General features: G+C 53.5%; 13 protein-coding genes, 1 tRNA gene and 1 pseudogene. 10 read left to right on the top strand and 5 right to left on the bottom strand.

The features are described from left to right. The 6 genes from pstC to TA5113_RS14795 form a co-directional block, all read left to right on the top strand. Window positions 1-894, top strand: an 894-nt coding sequence (gene pstC / locus TA5113_RS14820; RefSeq protein ID WP_082638131.1) for a phosphate ABC transporter permease subunit PstC, incomplete at its 5' end; no start/stop codon positions are given. Further along, a complete protein-coding gene (gene pstA / locus TA5113_RS14815; protein ID WP_058316080.1) occupies window positions 894-2,225 on the top strand; it encodes a phosphate ABC transporter permease PstA in 1,332 nt (443 codons plus the stop codon). The genes pstC and pstA, both read left to right, overlap by 1 nt. A gap of 22 nt (window positions 2,226-2,247) precedes the next feature. Further along, window positions 2,248-3,045: a phosphate ABC transporter ATP-binding protein PstB gene (gene pstB / locus TA5113_RS14810; RefSeq protein WP_058316081.1), complete on the top strand. Its 798-nt coding sequence runs from the start codon at window positions 2,248-2,250 to the stop codon at window positions 3,043-3,045. 11 nt (window positions 3,046-3,056) lie between these two features. Beyond that, entirely contained in the window at window positions 3,057-3,776 is a 720-nt protein-coding gene (gene phoU, locus TA5113_RS14805; RefSeq protein WP_058316082.1) for a phosphate signaling complex protein PhoU, read from the top strand. Between the two features lie 16 nt (window positions 3,777-3,792). Then, window positions 3,793-4,482, top strand: a complete 690-nt coding sequence (phoB, locus tag TA5113_RS14800) for a phosphate regulon transcriptional regulator PhoB (RefSeq protein WP_058316083.1) — start codon at window positions 3,793-3,795, stop codon at window positions 4,480-4,482. Window positions 4,483-4,640: 158 nt separating this feature from the next. Further along, a complete protein-coding gene (locus TA5113_RS14795; RefSeq protein ID WP_058316084.1) occupies window positions 4,641-4,898 on the top strand; it encodes a hypothetical protein in 258 nt (85 codons plus the stop codon). A 50-nt stretch (window positions 4,899-4,948) separates the two neighbouring features. On the opposite strand, the gene TA5113_RS14790 is transcribed toward TA5113_RS14795, so the two are convergent. The 4 genes and pseudogenes from TA5113_RS14790 to TA5113_RS17110 all read right to left on the bottom strand — a co-directional run. Continuing rightward, window positions 4,949-5,022, bottom strand: a tRNA-Gly gene (locus tag TA5113_RS14790). A 70-nt stretch (window positions 5,023-5,092) separates the two neighbouring features. After that, window positions 5,093-5,509 carry a hypothetical protein gene (locus TA5113_RS14785; RefSeq protein WP_058316085.1) on the bottom strand — a complete coding sequence of 139 codons (417 nt, stop codon included), beginning with the start codon at window positions 5,507-5,509 and terminating at the stop codon, window positions 5,093-5,095. Window positions 5,510-5,625: 116 nt separating this feature from the next. Then, on the bottom strand, window positions 5,626-7,668 hold the full coding sequence (locus TA5113_RS17115; protein ID WP_165589433.1) for an ASKHA domain-containing protein: 2,043 nt from the start codon (window positions 7,666-7,668) through the stop codon (window positions 5,626-5,628). A 159-nt stretch (window positions 7,669-7,827) separates the two neighbouring features. Beyond that, window positions 7,828-8,928, bottom strand: a pseudogene (locus TA5113_RS17110) (CaiB/BaiF CoA transferase family protein); the annotation flags it as partial. Window positions 8,929-9,110: 182 nt separating this feature from the next. On the opposite strand from TA5113_RS17110, the gene guaB reads away from it, so the two are divergent. The 3 genes from guaB to TA5113_RS14765 all read left to right on the top strand — a co-directional run bounded on the left by guaB (window position 9,111) and on the right by TA5113_RS14765 (window position 14,101). Further along, on the top strand, window positions 9,111-10,559 hold the full coding sequence (gene guaB, locus TA5113_RS14775; protein WP_058316086.1) for an IMP dehydrogenase: 1,449 nt from the start codon (window positions 9,111-9,113) through the stop codon (window positions 10,557-10,559). Beyond that, a complete protein-coding gene (locus TA5113_RS14770) occupies window positions 10,559-11,710 on the top strand; it encodes an RsmB/NOP family class I SAM-dependent RNA methyltransferase (RefSeq protein WP_058316087.1) in 1,152 nt (383 codons plus the stop codon). The genes guaB and TA5113_RS14770 overlap by 1 nt, the downstream gene beginning before the upstream one ends. Before the next feature lie 306 nt (window positions 11,711-12,016). Further along, entirely contained in the window at window positions 12,017-14,101 is a 2,085-nt protein-coding gene (locus TA5113_RS14765; protein WP_165589430.1) for an ATP-binding protein, read from the top strand. Here TA5113_RS14765 and TA5113_RS14760 read toward each other — a convergent pair. Next, a complete protein-coding gene (locus TA5113_RS14760) occupies window positions 14,084-14,677 on the bottom strand; it encodes a hypothetical protein (RefSeq protein ID WP_058316089.1) in 594 nt (197 codons plus the stop codon). The two genes, TA5113_RS14765 and TA5113_RS14760, sit on opposite strands and share 18 nt — an antisense overlap. Window positions 14,678-14,870: 193 nt before the next feature. On the opposite strand from TA5113_RS14760, the gene recA reads away from it, so the two are divergent. Next, window positions 14,871-15,950 carry a recombinase RecA gene (gene recA, locus TA5113_RS14755; RefSeq protein WP_058316090.1) on the top strand — a complete coding sequence of 360 codons (1,080 nt, stop codon included), beginning with the start codon at window positions 14,871-14,873 and terminating at the stop codon, window positions 15,948-15,950. The last annotated feature ends 147 nt before the right edge of the window (window positions 15,951-16,097 follow it).

Genomic DNA, 16,097 nt, shown 5'->3' with positions numbered 1-16,097 from the left:
ATTCGTGCTTTGTTGATCGCAGCAGCGTCAATTGCGATCCTGACCACCATCGGCATCGTTCTGTCGCTGGTGTTCAACACCGTTGAATTCTTCCGCCTCTACAACGCCTGGGACTTCTTCTTTGGTGTCGAATGGGCGCCAAGTTTCTCTGGTCGTGGTGGTGCATCCGAGCTGGGCGTTCTGCCATTGCTTTGGGGTACGCTCTACATCTCAATCGTCGCTTTGGCAGTGGCCATCCCAATCGGCCTGTTCTCCGCGATCTATTTGTCAGAATACGCATCTCCTCGCGTACGCGCGATTGCAAAGCCAGCGCTTGAGGTTCTGGCCGGTATCCCAACCATTGTTTACGGTCTCTTTGCCTTGCTCACCGTTGGTCCGCTCTTGGTCAGCGTGTTTGGCGAAGGCGGCTATTTGGGCGTGGATTGGCAAGGTGGCGGGCGCGCGGTTTTGACTGCTGGCATCGTCATGGGCATGATGCTGATCCCATTTGTGTCCTCGTTGTCAGACGACATTATCAACGCGGTGCCGCAAGCCATGCGCGATGGCTCTTATGGTTTGGGCGCGACCCAATCTGAAACCATCCGCCAAGTTGTTCTGCCAGCAGCGCTGCCGGGCATCGTTGGTGCGATCCTGCTGGCCGCCTCCCGCGCGATTGGTGAAACCATGATCGTGGTTCTTGGGGCAGGGGCCGCGGCGCGCCTGAGCCTGAACCCGTTCGAAGCCATGACCACCGTGACCGCAAAGATCGTGTCACAGCTAACCGGGGACAGCGACTTTGCATCCCCAGAAGCGCTGGTCGCTTTCGCACTCGGCATGACCCTCTTTGTTCTGACCCTCGGCCTGAACGTCATCGCGCTTTATATCGTGCGCAAATATCGGGAGCAGTACGACTAATGACTGACGCATCCGTAACTCCAACCGCTGCGCCAAAGCCAAATACGTCTTTGCACCAGACGGACGCGCGTACGCGCAAACGCAACGCAGCTGAGAAACGTTTCAAAGCCTATGGCATTGCCGCGATCCTCGTGGGTGTCACCTTTCTTGTGATCCTGGCCGTCTCTATTATTCGCTCGGGCCTACCTGCCTTTACGCAGACCGTGATCAGCGTGCCGTTCACCCTTACACAGGAACAGTTTGACGACGCAGAAAGCCAGCTCTTTAAGACCAAAGCTTATTCTGGCCACTTCAACTCTGCGTTGGTGGAAACCCTGAAAGCCGAAGGACTGGAAGTTTCTGCCGATGCCAAGGCGTTTGAACGTATCCTTGGTAAGACCGGCGGTACTTTGCGCGAGTTTTACGCTGAAAACCCAGACAAGCTGGGTCAAGAGGTTGATTTCGAACTTTCTGCATCTTCCCGTGTCGATGGCTACATGAATGGCCGCGTGACCCGCGAGAATATGGAAGACAGCCGCTTTCTGGAGAAGGCGGATCTGGACACCGTGGATGCGCTGATCGAAGTGGGCATCATCAAAGAAGCATTTAACTGGAACTTCATCACCGGCGCTGACTCTGGTGTCGACAACCCGGGTGGCGCTGGTATTGGCGCGTCTGTTGTTGGCTCGTTCTTTATGATGCTGGTGGTTCTGTTCCTGTCCTTGCCAATCGGGGTTGCGGCTTCCATCTATCTGGAAGAATTCGCACCACAGAACAAGTTCACTGACCTCATCGAAGTGAACATCTCTAACCTCGCAGCGGTTCCATCCATCGTGTTTGGTATCCTTGGTCTGGCGGTCTTCATTCAGTTCATGCACCTGCCGCAATCTGCCCCTCTGGTGGGCGGTCTGGTTCTGACCCTAATGACACTGCCAACCATCATCATCTCGACCCGCGCATCCCTTAAGGCGGTTCCACCATCCATCCGCGACGCGGCGCTGGGTGTGGGCGCATCCAAGATGCAAGCAGTGTTCCACCACGTTCTGCCGCTCGCGATGCCGGGCATTCTGACCGGTACGATCATTGGTCTGGCGCAGGCGCTTGGTGAAACCGCGCCGCTTCTGCTGATCGGCATGGTGGGTTTCGTGGCCCGTGGTTACCCAGATGGGTTCATCGCTGGCTTTACTGAGCCAAACTCTGCAATGCCTGCCCAGATCTACACTTGGGCCGCCCGTGCCGACGTGGGCTTTTATGAAAAAGCTTGGGGCGGCATCATCATTCTTCTACTCTTCCTGCTGACGATGAACATCTTAGCAGTCATCCTCCGCCGTCGCTTTGAGCGCCGTTGGTAAGAACTGGTAAAGGTATAATCTCATGTATGACCAACCTAATCTGGAGAGCACCGTGAGCCAGAACGACATCAAGATTTCCGCGGACAAGGTCCAAGTCTATTATGGCGAAAACCACGCCATCAAAGACGTCTCTGTTGAGATCGAAGACAAGACCGTGACCGCGTTCATTGGCCCATCTGGCTGCGGTAAATCCACTTTCCTGCGGACGCTGAACCGTATGAACGACACGATTGATATCTGCCGCGTTGAAGGCAATATCAACTTGGACGGCGAAGACATTTACGACCCGAAAGTTGACCCAGTGCAGCTTCGCGCGAAAGTGGGAATGGTGTTTCAAAAACCAAACCCGTTCCCGAAGTCAATCTACGACAATATCGCCTACGGTCCTCGTATCCACGGTCTCGCGAGCTCTAAAGCAGAGCTTGATGAAATCGTTGAGAAATCCCTGCGTCGCGGCGCGATCTGGGAAGAGGTCAAAGACCGTCTTCATGCGCCGGGTACCGGTCTTTCCGGTGGTCAGCAACAGCGCCTGTGCATTGCCCGCGCGATTGCGACCGAGCCAGAAGTTCTGTTGATGGACGAACCATGCTCCGCTTTGGACCCAATCGCTACAGCACAGGTTGAAGAGCTGATCGACGAGCTGCGCTCTCGCTATTCCGTGGTAATCGTCACCCACTCCATGCAGCAGGCGGCGCGTGTGTCTCAGAAGACCGCATTCTTCCACCTCGGCAATCTTGTTGAGTACGACGACACATCAAAGATTTTCACCAACCCAACCGATGAGCGTACCGAGAGCTACATCACCGGCCGGATCGGGTAAGGAATTTTCCAATGAACGATACACATATTGTTTCCGGCTTTGACCGCGATCTAGAAAGCGTTCAGGCCCACATCATGAAAATGGGTGGTCTGGTTGAGCAGAACATTCTGGATGCTGCGAAAGCGCTGCGCGACCGTGATGAGGAGCTTTCAGAGAAAGTCCGCAAAAGCGACAAAGCCATCGATGCGCTGGAAGAGCTGATAAACGAGGAAGCGTCTCGGGTCATCGCACTGCGTGCGCCAACGGCCGTTGACCTACGCGTCATCTTGTCAGTGATGAAAATTGCCGGCAATTTGGAACGCATCGGTGACTACGCCAAGAATATGGCGAAACGGAACTCTGTCTTGGTACATATGACGCCGGTTGAAGGTGCACGCACGGCACTTGGCCGCATGGCACGCGAAGTGCAGCTGATGCTCAAAGACGCGTTGGATGCCTATATCCAACGGGACGCAGATCTGGCGCAAGAAATTCTGGAGCGTGATCGTGAGATCGACCAGATGTACAACGCGCTGTTCCGCGAATTCCTAACCTTCATGATGGAAGATCCGCGCTACATCACACCATGTATGCACCTGCATTTCATTGCGAAGAACACCGAACGTATGGGAGACCACGTGACCTCGATCGCCGAACAGGTGATCTATCTGGTCACTGGCACCATGCCCGATGAAGCGCGCGAGAAAGCGGACTTCACCTCCCGCGATCCAGAAGTTTCTGACCTCAAGTAATTAAACGAGACCACCCATGTCGACAGATCATCCAAAAGTTTTGCTTGTGGAAGACGAACCAGCCCAACGCGAAGTTCTGTCCTACAACCTGAAATCCGAAGGCTTTGACGTTGTCACAGCAGCTGATGGTGATGAAGCCATGCTGCTGGTGGACGAAGAAGCGCCTGATATCATTGTCTTGGATTGGATGCTGCCGGGCATTTCCGGGATTGAGATTTGCCGTCGTCTGAAGTCCAAGTCTCAAACCCGGTCTATTCCTGTTTTGATGCTGTCTGCACGTTCAGAAGAGGTGGACCGCGTACGTGGCCTGGAAACCGGCGCGGATGACTATGTGGTCAAGCCATATTCGGTACTCGAGCTGATGGCGCGGGTGCGCAACCAGCTGCGCCGCGTGCGTCCGGCCTCTGTTGGGCTGCGACTTGAGTTTGAAGACATCATTCTGGATAGCGAAACCCATCGTGTGACGCGCTCTGAGAACCCACTCAAACTTGGTCCAACCGAGTTCCGCCTGCTCTCAACCTTTATGGAGAAACCAGGCCGTGTCTGGAGCCGTGAACAGCTTCTGGACCGCGTTTGGGGCCGCGATATCTATGTGGACAGCCGTACGGTGGACGTGCATGTGGGTCGCCTACGTAAAGCCCTGTGTGTCCATGGCGGCGAAGACCCGTTGCGCACCGTGCGGGGGGCAGGGTACGCGCTTGGGTAATGCGTACCGGCTAGCTATGCGTTCTTGTCTCTGAATTTCCCCTTAATTCAATCACGCGGTCGGCCCTAAGTTCACCTCCACGTTAACAATTGAACTGCCATGCGCGGCTATTCTGGCCGTGTATGAGCGTTTGTGTGGGTAACAAGGGGACGTGAACTATGGAAACATTGATTGCACAGGTAATCGCAGGCGCGGTCGGCGGCAACGCAGCAGGCGCTGCATCTAGCCAACTCAATATGGGCAAGGTGCTTAACACTGACGTTGGTTTGATCGGCGGGGTTGGCGGCGGTTCTGCCGCAGCAGGCCTTCTCGGCGCAGATGCAGCCTCACTCGTTGGATCACTCGTAGGCGGCGCTGGTGGCGGTGCGGTTTTGACTGCGGTGGTTGGGCTTTTGAAAAACAAATTCATGAGCTAAGGCTGCTGACAAAAACAAGAAAGGCCGCTCAACTCGAGCGGCCTTTTCTATGGAGCGGGTAACGGGAATCGAACCCGTAACTAAAGCTTGGGAAGCTGCCGTGATACCTTTTCACCATACCCGCCGCGAAGACAGTCGATATACTTTCCTAAATCGAAGCTCAAGCTGCCTTTTTGACAAGCTTCAATTCACGTTTAAAGCGGTGGGAAATACCCGTACCCGCGCTCTTCAACTTGATTGGCTCGCTTCTGATAAAAGGCATCACCACAACCTTGGTTGCGCCCCGCTAGAATAAGCGCTTCATAATGCCCCCTGGCCACCGACAACTGAGCTTGTTGATCCCGCGTCATGGGCAGGGCCAGCAGGGCAGGCCAAAAGATCAAAGTCCCAGACGCCACCAAAGCCGTATCCCAATTGGCAGTATTCTGTTGGGCAGCGGCAACGTCGGCAACATGTCTTTCCAGACGCGCTTTTTCTCCGACCAACTCACCACAGCTCGCGCCTTTATAGACAATGCTAGGGATATAGGCCGTAGAGATATTGTTAGGGTATTCGGCACAGCCAGAGAGTGCCGAGGCAACGGCGAAAGCCGCGAGAATTGTCTTTTTCATAATCAACCTAAATCAATGTCTTTTGTGCAAGCTAGGCGTGTAAAGAAATCGAAGCAATAGGTTGACGGCATTGAGATAAATCTGATCCGAGTTATCCACAGATAAAGTCTAAAACTTTATCCTCGGCGACGTCTTCGACGACGGCCACCAGCCTCTTCACCGCCACCGGCATTGAAGGAAACATCAGGCAAGTCCACGATTGAGTTCAAGATCGGGAATGGGTCCGCTGAATTCGGCATCGCCGACGCATTCACGAAATGCTCTTGGAAGCGCGGCTCCACCGCTGTTTCAATCTTTTCGATCTCACCGACGGTCTTCTCAATATCGGTACGAGCCTCGATATTGAGCAGCGCAATCCGCGCACCAGTCCCGGCTGCGTTGCCCGCGCTGGTGACGTTCTCAAGCGGGCAGTCAGGGATCATCCCAAGCACCATCGCGTGTTTTGACGAAATATGCGCACCAAAGGCACCCGCTAGGACGATGCGGTCGACGGTATCGACCTCGAACTTATCCATTAACAGGCGCGCACCGGAATAGAGCGCGGCTTTTGCCATTTGGATTGCGCGAATGTCTGGGTTGGTCACGGTGATAATAGGACCATCATCCGCCGAGCCATCCCACAGAAGGTAGGAATTGGTGCGCCCATCGGGGATACAGCGCGCGCTGCCGGTTTGTTCTGCGCTGCCGATCAAACCTGACGCGTCCAAAACGCCCGCAAGGCGCATCTCTGCGATGGCTTCGATGATGCCTGAGCCACAGATACCAGTGATGCCAGTGGTGGCGATATCGCGATCAAAGCCTTCCTCATTGGACCACTTCTCAGAGCCAATCACCCGGAAGCGCGGTTCTTTGGTGACTGGGTCAATTTCAACCCGTTCAATGGCACCCGGGGCCGCCCGTTGGCCCGAGCTGATCTGTGCACCCTCAAAGGCGGGACCGGTCGGAGAAGAGCAAGCGAGCACGCGGGATTTGTCGCCAAGGATGATTTCGGCATTGGTGCCAACGTCCACAAGCAAAACCAGATCTTCAGACGTGTTCGGGGACTCTGATAGGGCAACGGCGGCCGCATCTGCGCCAACATGACCCGCGATACATGGCAAGATATACACCCGAGCGCCTTGATGAAGTCCAAGCTCTAAGTCGCTGGCTTTCAATGACAATGATGTATTCAGCGCCAAAGCAAAAGGGGCTTGCCCCAACTCGTATGGATCAATGCCAAGGAACAGATGGTGCATGACCGGGTTGCAGACAAATGTCGCATCCAGGATCAGGTCTTTTTCAATATTTGCTTCGCCCGCAATCTGGTCAAACAGCGCGCGCATGCCTTCACGCACGGCCTTTGTCATCTCTTGATCGCCGCCCTCATTCATCATCGCGTAGCTGACGCGGCTCATGAGGTCTTCGCCAAAGCGGATCTGTGGGTTCATGATGCCGGAGGAGGCCACAACCTCGCCGGTTTTCAAATCACACAGATGGGCTGCAATGGTGGTCGAGCCAAGGTCGACGGCCAAGCCATAGATTGAGCCTTCGTAGTAGCCCGGCCAAACGCGGATGATCTGAGATACTTCGCTATCGTGATCTTTGTGCAGGGCGACTGTGATCGTCCATTTGCCTTTGCGCAGAATGGGCTGCAGGCTCGGCAGGAGGCTGACGTCAATTTCGACGCGGTCAATCCCGGCTTGGTCATGAAGGGCGGTCTTAATGCGCTCCAAATCACCGGAAGGGTGATGCATATCGGGTTCTTCCACCTCGATATATTGCAATCGAACGGCAGTATTGAGCGTGATGTCACGCACTTCTGCGCGCTTGCGGACCACTTGCCGGTGCACTTGGCTCTCTGGCGGTACATCGATGACGATGTCGCTTTGTACGGTGGCTTGGCAGCCCAAACGGCGCCCATCAATCAGGCCACGTTTGTCCTTGTAGCGCTGCTCAACAGCGTTCCAATCCGACAAGGCATCAGGCTCAACGGTAACCCCGTGTTTTGGGAATTCACCTACAGATGGCGTCACTTGGCACTTAGAGCAAATCCCACGTCCACCACAGACGGAGTCCAGATCCACACCCAGCTGGCGTGCCGCCGTCAATACAGGTGTGCCCACCGGAAAACGCCCGCGTTTGCCGGAAGGCGTAAAGATCACGAGAGCGTCTTGGCTCATGGCTATCACCTGTTCTATTTTGTTCGCTTGCCGGAACATAAGCAAAATTTTGGAAAGCGAAAGCCCGGAAGCGCCATTCCAGAGCAAGCCGCGACATTCTTGTTGCGGGGCAGGCGTGTCTAGAAGCCAATCCAAGATCTGCGCACGGTGCTCGTCCAGCCGTGGAGGGGCGGATCGTTCCACTGGATCCGGCAAGTCCGACATTTTGATCGGATTTCCTGCCGCGAGCGTTTCTGAACCACCGTCAGGGGCGTTAACCGTCACAACCATATTGCGCGCCAAGATCTGTGGATCCTGCATAACTTGATCCACACTTTGGATCTCGGCCGTTGGGATACCCGCTGCCTCAAGCCGTGCGATCATGTCAGCCTTTTTAACGCCCAATGTGATGGCTTCAATCAACCGTTTCAAAAGACGTGCATTTTCACAGCGCGCCGCGTTTGTTGCAAATCTGGGATCATCCGCAAGTGGCAATTCCAAAACATTGCAGAGTTTCGCAAAGAGCCCATCATTGCCAGCGGCGATAACCACCAATCCATCCTCAACATGAAACGTTTCAAACGGGGTGATAGAAGGATGCCGTGCGCCAGACGGCTCCGGGGCCTCGCCCGTGGTTGCCGTGATCGCCACCGCGTGTTCCAATATCGCTAATTGACTGTCCAGCATGGCGATATCGACTTTTTGTCCAACGCCGGTTTTTTGACGCGCGATAAGCGCAGCCAAAAGTCCCTGACATAGGTACATTCCCGCGATGATATCGCCGATCGAGGCCCCAACCCGCACCGGATCTCGATCCTTTTCCCCAGTGATGGACATAACGCCACCGCGCGCTTGAACCACCATGTCATAAGCCGGCTTCAATCGATCCGGGCCGGTGTGACCAAAGCCAGAGACTGCCCCGTATATCAAAGCTGGAAAACGTTTGTGAAGGCTGTCCCAACCATATCCCAAACGCTCCATAACGCCCGGTCGATAGTTTTCTAGCACCACATCAGCGTGGCGTAGCAACGCCTCAAAGGTCTCGCGATCAGTGGACGATTTTAAATCCAAGGCAATGCTTTCCTTGCCATGATTGATCGTCGCAAAATATGCGCTGTCACCATCTTTAAAGGGCGGAAAACTGCGCGTGTCATCGCCTGTGTCAGGGCGTTCAACCTTGATCACGCGCGCCCCAAGGTCTTGGCAGATCATCGAGGCAAATGGTCCAGCCAACACATGGGTCAAATCAACAATCAGGATATCTTGGAGCGGAGAGGTCATGGCGAATTCCCTGAAAGACGCAGCGCCAAGCGCACTGTATGTTTGATTACTTGGATTTTTGTCTAAGAAAAAACTCTGTCATAGGTCAAAGCGAGCAAGAGAATCAGGAAATTGGGGCTTTAATACCGGGCGCATACATGTAATAGGGAGGCGTCAAACGACCCCACTCTAGGAGATGTGTGATGGAGATTCGTGAGGCACTTACTTTCGATGATGTTCTGCTTGTTCCCGGTGCGTCCGAGGTCCTGCCAAATACGGCGGATACGCGAACACGTGTAACGAAATCCATCTCTATGAATATTCCGCTGCTGAGTTCCGCAATGGATACAGTGACTGAAGCGCGGATGGCGATCGCGATGGCGCAAGCGGGTGGCATTGGGGTGATCCACAAAAACCTGGATCCTGAACAGCAATCCAAAGAAATTCGCCGGGTGAAGCGCTTTGAAAGCGGGATTGTTTACAACCCGATCACTTTGACATCAAATCAGACGCTTGCCGATGCCAAGCAGCTGATGGAACGCTATCGCATTACCGGTTTCCCAGTGGTTGATGACAGCGGCCGTGTCGTCGGCATCGTCACCAACCGAGATATGCGCTTTGCGGAAAGCGATGACACGCCGGTTTCCGTCATGATGACGTCTGACAATCTGGCGATGTTGCAGGAGCCTGCGGATTTGGAAGAGGCCAAAAGCCTCATGAAAGCGCGCCGGATCGAGAAACTGCTTGTCGTTGACGGCGAAGGCAAGTTGACGGGTCTGTTGACCCTGAAAGACACCGAGCAAGCGGTGCTGAACCCAACTGCATGTAAAGACGATCTTGGTCGTCTGCGCGTTGCGGCGGCGACCTCTGTTGGTGATAGCGGCTTTGCGCGTTCCGAGCTGCTGATTGACGCGGGCGCTGATATTATTGTCGTAGACACAGCACATGGACACTCTAAGGGCGTTCTGGATGCGGTGACCCGCGTCAAGAAGCTCTCTAACCAAGTTCAAGTGATCGCTGGCAACGTCGCAACCGGCGAGGCGACCAAAGCACTCATCGATGCAGGCGCAGACGCGATCAAGGTTGGTATTGGACCGGGTTCGATCTGCACCACACGTATGGTTGCGGGCGTTGGCGTTCCACAGCTGACAGCCATTATGGATTGCGCTGGCGCAGCGGGTGACACACCGGTCATTGCTGATGGCGGTATCAAGTTCTCTGGCGACTTTGCAAAAGCCATTGCAGCGGGCGCATCCTGCGCGATGGTCGGATCAATGATCGCGGGCACAGATGAAAGCCCGGGGGAAGTGATCCTCTATAACGGTCGTTCATACAAATCTTACCGTGGCATGGGTTCTTTGGGCGCCATGGCACGTGGCTCTGCGGATCGTTATTTCCAGAAAGATGCGGCGTCTGACAAGCTGGTTCCGGAAGGCATCGAAGGCCAGGTTCCTTATAAAGGCTCTGCAGGCACTGTGATCCACCAATTGGTCGGTGGTCTGCGCGCAGCGATGGGTTACACAGGCAATGCAACCGTCGAAGAGATGCGCACGAAGTCCAATTTCGTAAAAATCACCGGCGCGGGTCTGAAAGAAAGCCATGTGCACGATGTTCAGATCACCCGTGAGGCACCAAACTACCGGGTCGGTTAATGACTCCGGCTGCGCGCGTCCAAACGGCGATTGAGCTATTAGATCCGATCCTTGCGGGCGAGCCTGCGGAGCGTGTGCTCACTCAATGGGCGCGCGCCTCACGTTTTGCGGGCAGCAAAGATCGTGCCGCGGTGCGTGACCATGTGTACGACGCGCTTAGGCAGCGCAATTCCGCAGCCGCATCAGGCGGTGGCGAGAACGGGCGCGCATTGATGATCGGCCTGCTGCGGCTGCAAGGCATTGATCCTGAGAGCATTTTCTCCGGTGAAGGCTACGCGCCATCTGCATTGTCCTCAGAGGAGATGAAGGGCGCCGTAAGCAAGGCGATTGACTTGCCAGAATGGATTGTCCCGGAGTTCAAATCATCGCTTGGTTCCGACTTTGAAGCGGTTGAAGCCGCACTCAAAGACCGTGCACCGGTTATTCTTCGTGCAAACTTAAGGAAAACCACACGCGCAAAAGCGACTGAGGCGCTGAGCGGCGAAGGCATTCTAACGAAGTCCCACACGGCATCTGAATCAGCTTTGGAAGTCACCCAAGGCGCGCGCCAAATTCGCAATTCAAAGACTTATCGAGACGGGCTGGTAGAGTTGCAGGATGCTGCAAGCCAAGCCGCAATTGATCTCTTACCTATGGATGAAGTGATCCGGACGCTTGATTACTGCGCTGGCGGCGGCGGCAAGCTGCTTGCCATGGCAGGGCGCGGTAAGGGGGCATTTTTCGCGCATGACGCAATCGAAAGCCGTTTGCGCGATCTACCGGAGCGCGCAAAACGGGCAGGGGTTAAAGCGCGGGTTCTTAAATCCGCTGATCTCACCAAACAGGACCCTTTCGATTTGGTCTTTTGTGACGTCCCATGTTCAGGCACTGGGACATGGCGGCGCGATCCAGATGCGAAGTGGAAATTAACGCGAGAGTCTTTGGATAAAACACTGTCTTTACAGTTAAAAATCCTAACGGAAGCACAAAATTTCGTTTCGAAAGATGGCTATCTCTCCTATGCCACTTGCTCACTTCTGAACTGCGAAAACCGAAATCAAATTGACCGCTTTTTGAAGCAATCAGGTGAATGGAACCTGATTGACGACCATAGCTGGACCCCACTGGATGGCTGCGATGGTTTTTATACAGCGCTCCTCAAGAGGTGCTAATTTTTTTGTTGCAACACAACCTTAACGAGAATTAATCTTGTTTAGAATTTATTGAGATATTGCGATGAAAATCGCCACACTAGGTATTGAGGATTTAGGGTGGCATCCAGCAAGACAAAGAGACGTAGGCGATTAGAAAAGACTGAGCAGCCCAGAACCCTTCTGACGCTGCTTCTTTTGCTTACAATGAGCTTTTTCGCGCTCACCTATACCGATCTGCCATGGAGCAGGGCCGGTTTATGGGTGTGTCTTGGCGGTTTGATCTTCACTGCAGCGCTCGGCGCTCGCCGCGGAATTTTTGGAAATGTGCTCCGCCCTCTGACAGATCAACTCGCGCCGTTGATTGAAAGTGAAACGACGGCGAAGTTCATAATTGATCCGAAGGGCAAAGTCTTGCTGCGCAACGAAAAAGCGCGCAGAGATGGGTTGAATGCCCAACACATCCAAAACGATTTTCGCATGCGATTTCTAACGGTCGAGGACCGTGTGGAACGCCTTATTAAAGAATGCGGTAAAACCGGAAAAGCTTTAGAGACCATCGTAACCCGGCAAGCAAACATTACGATTGAATTTGCCAAGCTTAATTCGAAACAGCATCTCTGTTCCGTTCACCAACAACGACATTCCGACACAGCGCATGGCCCAGAGCTGCCAATGCTAACCGCAGCTGCAAATGGCACAGTTCTATTTATGAATAAAGCCGCGCGCGGTCTGCTTGGTGCGCGCAACACCAAGATTTCTGAGATTTTGGATGAGGACGCCACTATGTCGGACCTCAACATCGTACATACCGAACACGGGCCAAAGCCGTGTTTCTTGATGGAAAATCTCTTGAGCGGTGGACGTCGTGAGATCTTCCTGATCCCAGCGCATGCTCAAAAAAGCCTGGCGACAGATCTGTCTTATGAAGAAATGCCCGTTGCGGTTATTAAGATCGACGAAACCGGTACGATCTTGGCTGCAAACCGCACCGCCAGACGCATGATCGGCCCTGATGCGGCCGATAAACACCATCTTTCGGAAATCATGGAAGGCCTTGGGCGCCCACTGTCTGATTGGTTAGCAGAAGCTGCGAAGGGGGGAGCTCAAAACCTGATCGAATTCTTGCGTATCAAACGTGATGACAAGGAGAGGTTTGTTCAGGTCACGCTTGGTCGGGCGTTCGATCAGGATGAGCCAGCTTTATACGCGGTTTTTCATGATGCCACTGAGCTTAAGACGCTAGAGATGCAATTTGTGCAAAGTCAGAAGATGCAAGCAATTGGTCAGCTGGCAGGTGGTATTGCACATGATTTCAACAACTTACTGACGGCAATGTCAGGTCATTGCGACCTGTTGCTAATGCAATATGACCGGGATGATCCGGTCTACTCCGATCTCTTGCAAATCCACCAAAATGCCAACCGCGCAGCGGCCTTGGTCAAACAACTTCTCGCGTATTCTCGAAAACAAACCCTGCAACCAGCCACCATTGATCTGCGGGATACAATGGATGACCTGAGCCATTTGCTGCGCCGTCTGGTGGCTGATGACGTCAACCTACACGTGGAGCATGACGAAAACCTTGCATCTACCTACCTAGATGCGCAGCAGTTTGAACAAGTGGTGATGAACCTTGTGGTCAACGCCCGAGACGCGATGCCTGATGGCGGCGACGTCACTGTCAAACTAAGCAATTACAAATTGCGAAAGCCTTTGGCCCGAGAAAGAGCCACGGTTCCAGCGGGCGAATACGTCCGGGTTCAGGTGATCGATCAAGGGGTCGGGATCGACAAAGACCGACGAGAAAAAGTGTTCGAGCCCTTCTACACCACAAAAGAAACAGGGGAAGGCACCGGGCTAGGCCTGTCGACAGCCTACGGGATTGTTAAGCAATCAGGCGGTTTCATTTTCGTAGACAGCGAGGTCGGCAAGGGGACTGTTTTCACTTTGCTTTTCCCCCGCGCCGACAAAAAAGCCCCAGTGTTTACACATCAACAACAGCCGATTGATTTGGCGACCCGAACTGGAGGAACCGTCCTTTTGGTAGAAGACGAAGCGCCGGTTCGGGCCTTTGCTTCACGGGCTTTGCGCATGAAAGGGTACTCGGTCCTGGAAGCAAGTTGTGGCGAAGAAGCGCTCGACATTTTGCAAGATCAAGATTTGGCGGTCGATCTTTTTCTTACCGATGTGGCGATGCCAGGAATGGATGGCCCTACTTGGGTGCGCAAGGCCCGCGAAACCCGTGACAGCCAGGTGATCTTCATTTCTGGCTATGCAGAAGAAAAATTTTCGGACCAATCTTCAAGCATTCCAAACACAACCTTCCTGCCCAAGCCGTTTTCTTTGGAAGAGCTGACCAATACGGTTCAACGGCAGATCTCAGCAAACCTATCAGATGCTGCGGTATAGTTCGAACTCTTCAGGACGTTCGTGCTCAAAAATGTCCCGCACCTCGTCAGAGAGGGAGAGGTCCATCTTGGGAGAGACATTTGATTGGGGCAAATCCAGATCAACGCCCAGCCTGTCATTCAAAAACGAAATGATCTTTGATTGATCCTCATATTGAAAAAGATGGCTGACTTGCGTTCCATTTGGCCGAGGCTCAAGGAATTTGGCCTGGCTGCCGACATTGGCAAAGCCGCGACGATCCTCTTTGCAATACTCTAGGACAAATTCGTCAAAGGTCACGTTATGGGTCGACTTTGGTTTGCCCTTCATGAACTCCCGGCGTCGATATCTGTACCAACTTCCAAGCCAATCGACGGGCTCTCGCATCACCGCCATGATGTCCATATCTTCGACACCACAGGCTTTCTCAAACATGGGTCGAAAAAAGCGGTTGTAGCGGAACACCGGGGCGTGTTTTAGCTCTGGCGGATCGTTGATTGCGATGTCCGCACGACCGGCTAAAGCCTCTGCAAGGGCCGTAGTCCCGGTCTTTGGCACCGCCAAAAGAACGAGTTTTTCTTTCCAAAAAACAAGCATTTATACGCCTTTTGCCTCGATTTTATCGATCATTATTGGCTGTAAACTATCGCTTAATGCTTTTGGTAAAAAGTTATTTCAGGAAAATTTTTATTGAAATGTTCTTGCTTTGATCTCATAAGAATGAGAACAAGATAAGAACAAAGCCTATCATTGCCGCTTTGATGCGGGTGTGGAATAAGGAAAGCAACCAATGGCAACGGCAGATTTATTGAACATGAGCAGCAAAGCATCTTCAGACAAACAAAAGGCGCTGGATAGCGCGCTTGCGCAGATCGAACGGCAGTTCGGCAAGGGCTCGATTATGAAGCTCGGCGAAGGCAACGCGATCCAAGAAATCGAAGCGTCTTCCACTGGCTCGCTGGGGCTGGACATCGCGTTGGGCATCGGCGGTTTGCCCATGGGGCGGATTGTGGAAATTTACGGACCAGAAAGCTCAGGTAAAACAACGCTGACGCTGCACTGTATTGCGGAACAGCAGAAAAAAGGCGGTGTATGCGCCTTTGTCGATGCGGAACACGCTTTGGACCCTCAATATGCCAAGAAACTTGGCGTCGATCTGGACGAGCTGCTAATCTCTCAACCTGACACCGGCGAACAAGCGCTTGAGATTACCGATACGCTGGTACGTTCTGGTGCGGTGAACATGGTGATTGTTGACTCCGTTGCAGCGCTGACACCGAAGTCAGAGCTTGAAGGCGACATGGGCGACAGCAGCGTTGGCGTGCAAGCGCGCTTGATGAGCCAAGCAATGCGCAAACTGACTGGTTCCATCAGCCGTTCCAACTGCATGGTGATCTTCATCAACCAAATCCGGATGAAGATCGGCGTGATGTTTGGCTCTCCTGAAACCACCACTGGTGGTAACGCATTGAAATTTTACAGCTCTGTTCGTCTGGATATTCGCCGCATTGGCGCATTGAAAGACCGTGACGAAGTGGTTGGCAACGCAACCCGCGTGAAAGTTGTAAAAAACAAGGTTGCGCCGCCCTTTAAGCAGGTTGAATTCGACATCATGTATGGCGAAGGCATCTCGAAAATGGGCGAACTGCTGGACCTTGGTGTGAAAGCGGGCATCGTTGCGAAATCCGGTAGCTGGTTCAGCTACGGGGATGAACGCATCGGGCAGGGCCGTGAGAATGCAAAAGTCTTCCTGAAAGAAAACCAACGCGTGGCGCTGGAGATCGAAGACAAGATACGCGCCGCCCATGGTTTGGATTTTGATATGCCACCTGGCGTGGATGACAACGACGCTTTGGTGGAAGACAACTAAAGCAATCCCAAATTCTGATGAAAGGCCGCGGTTTTCGCGGCCTTTTTGCTTTCTGGCGTGCAGTTGATCACCAGGAATCACACTGGGCTGTGGACACCCTTTGCGCCTAGGGCTAAACCGATCAACAAGATGAAAAACCGCCAGAAA

This window comes from Cognatishimia activa, assembly GCF_001458335.1.
Taxonomy (GTDB): domain Bacteria; phylum Pseudomonadota; class Alphaproteobacteria; order Rhodobacterales; family Rhodobacteraceae; genus Cognatishimia; species Cognatishimia activa.
The sequence above is the reverse complement of the archived record's forward strand: the minus strand, read 5'-3'. Positions and strand labels throughout refer to the sequence as shown.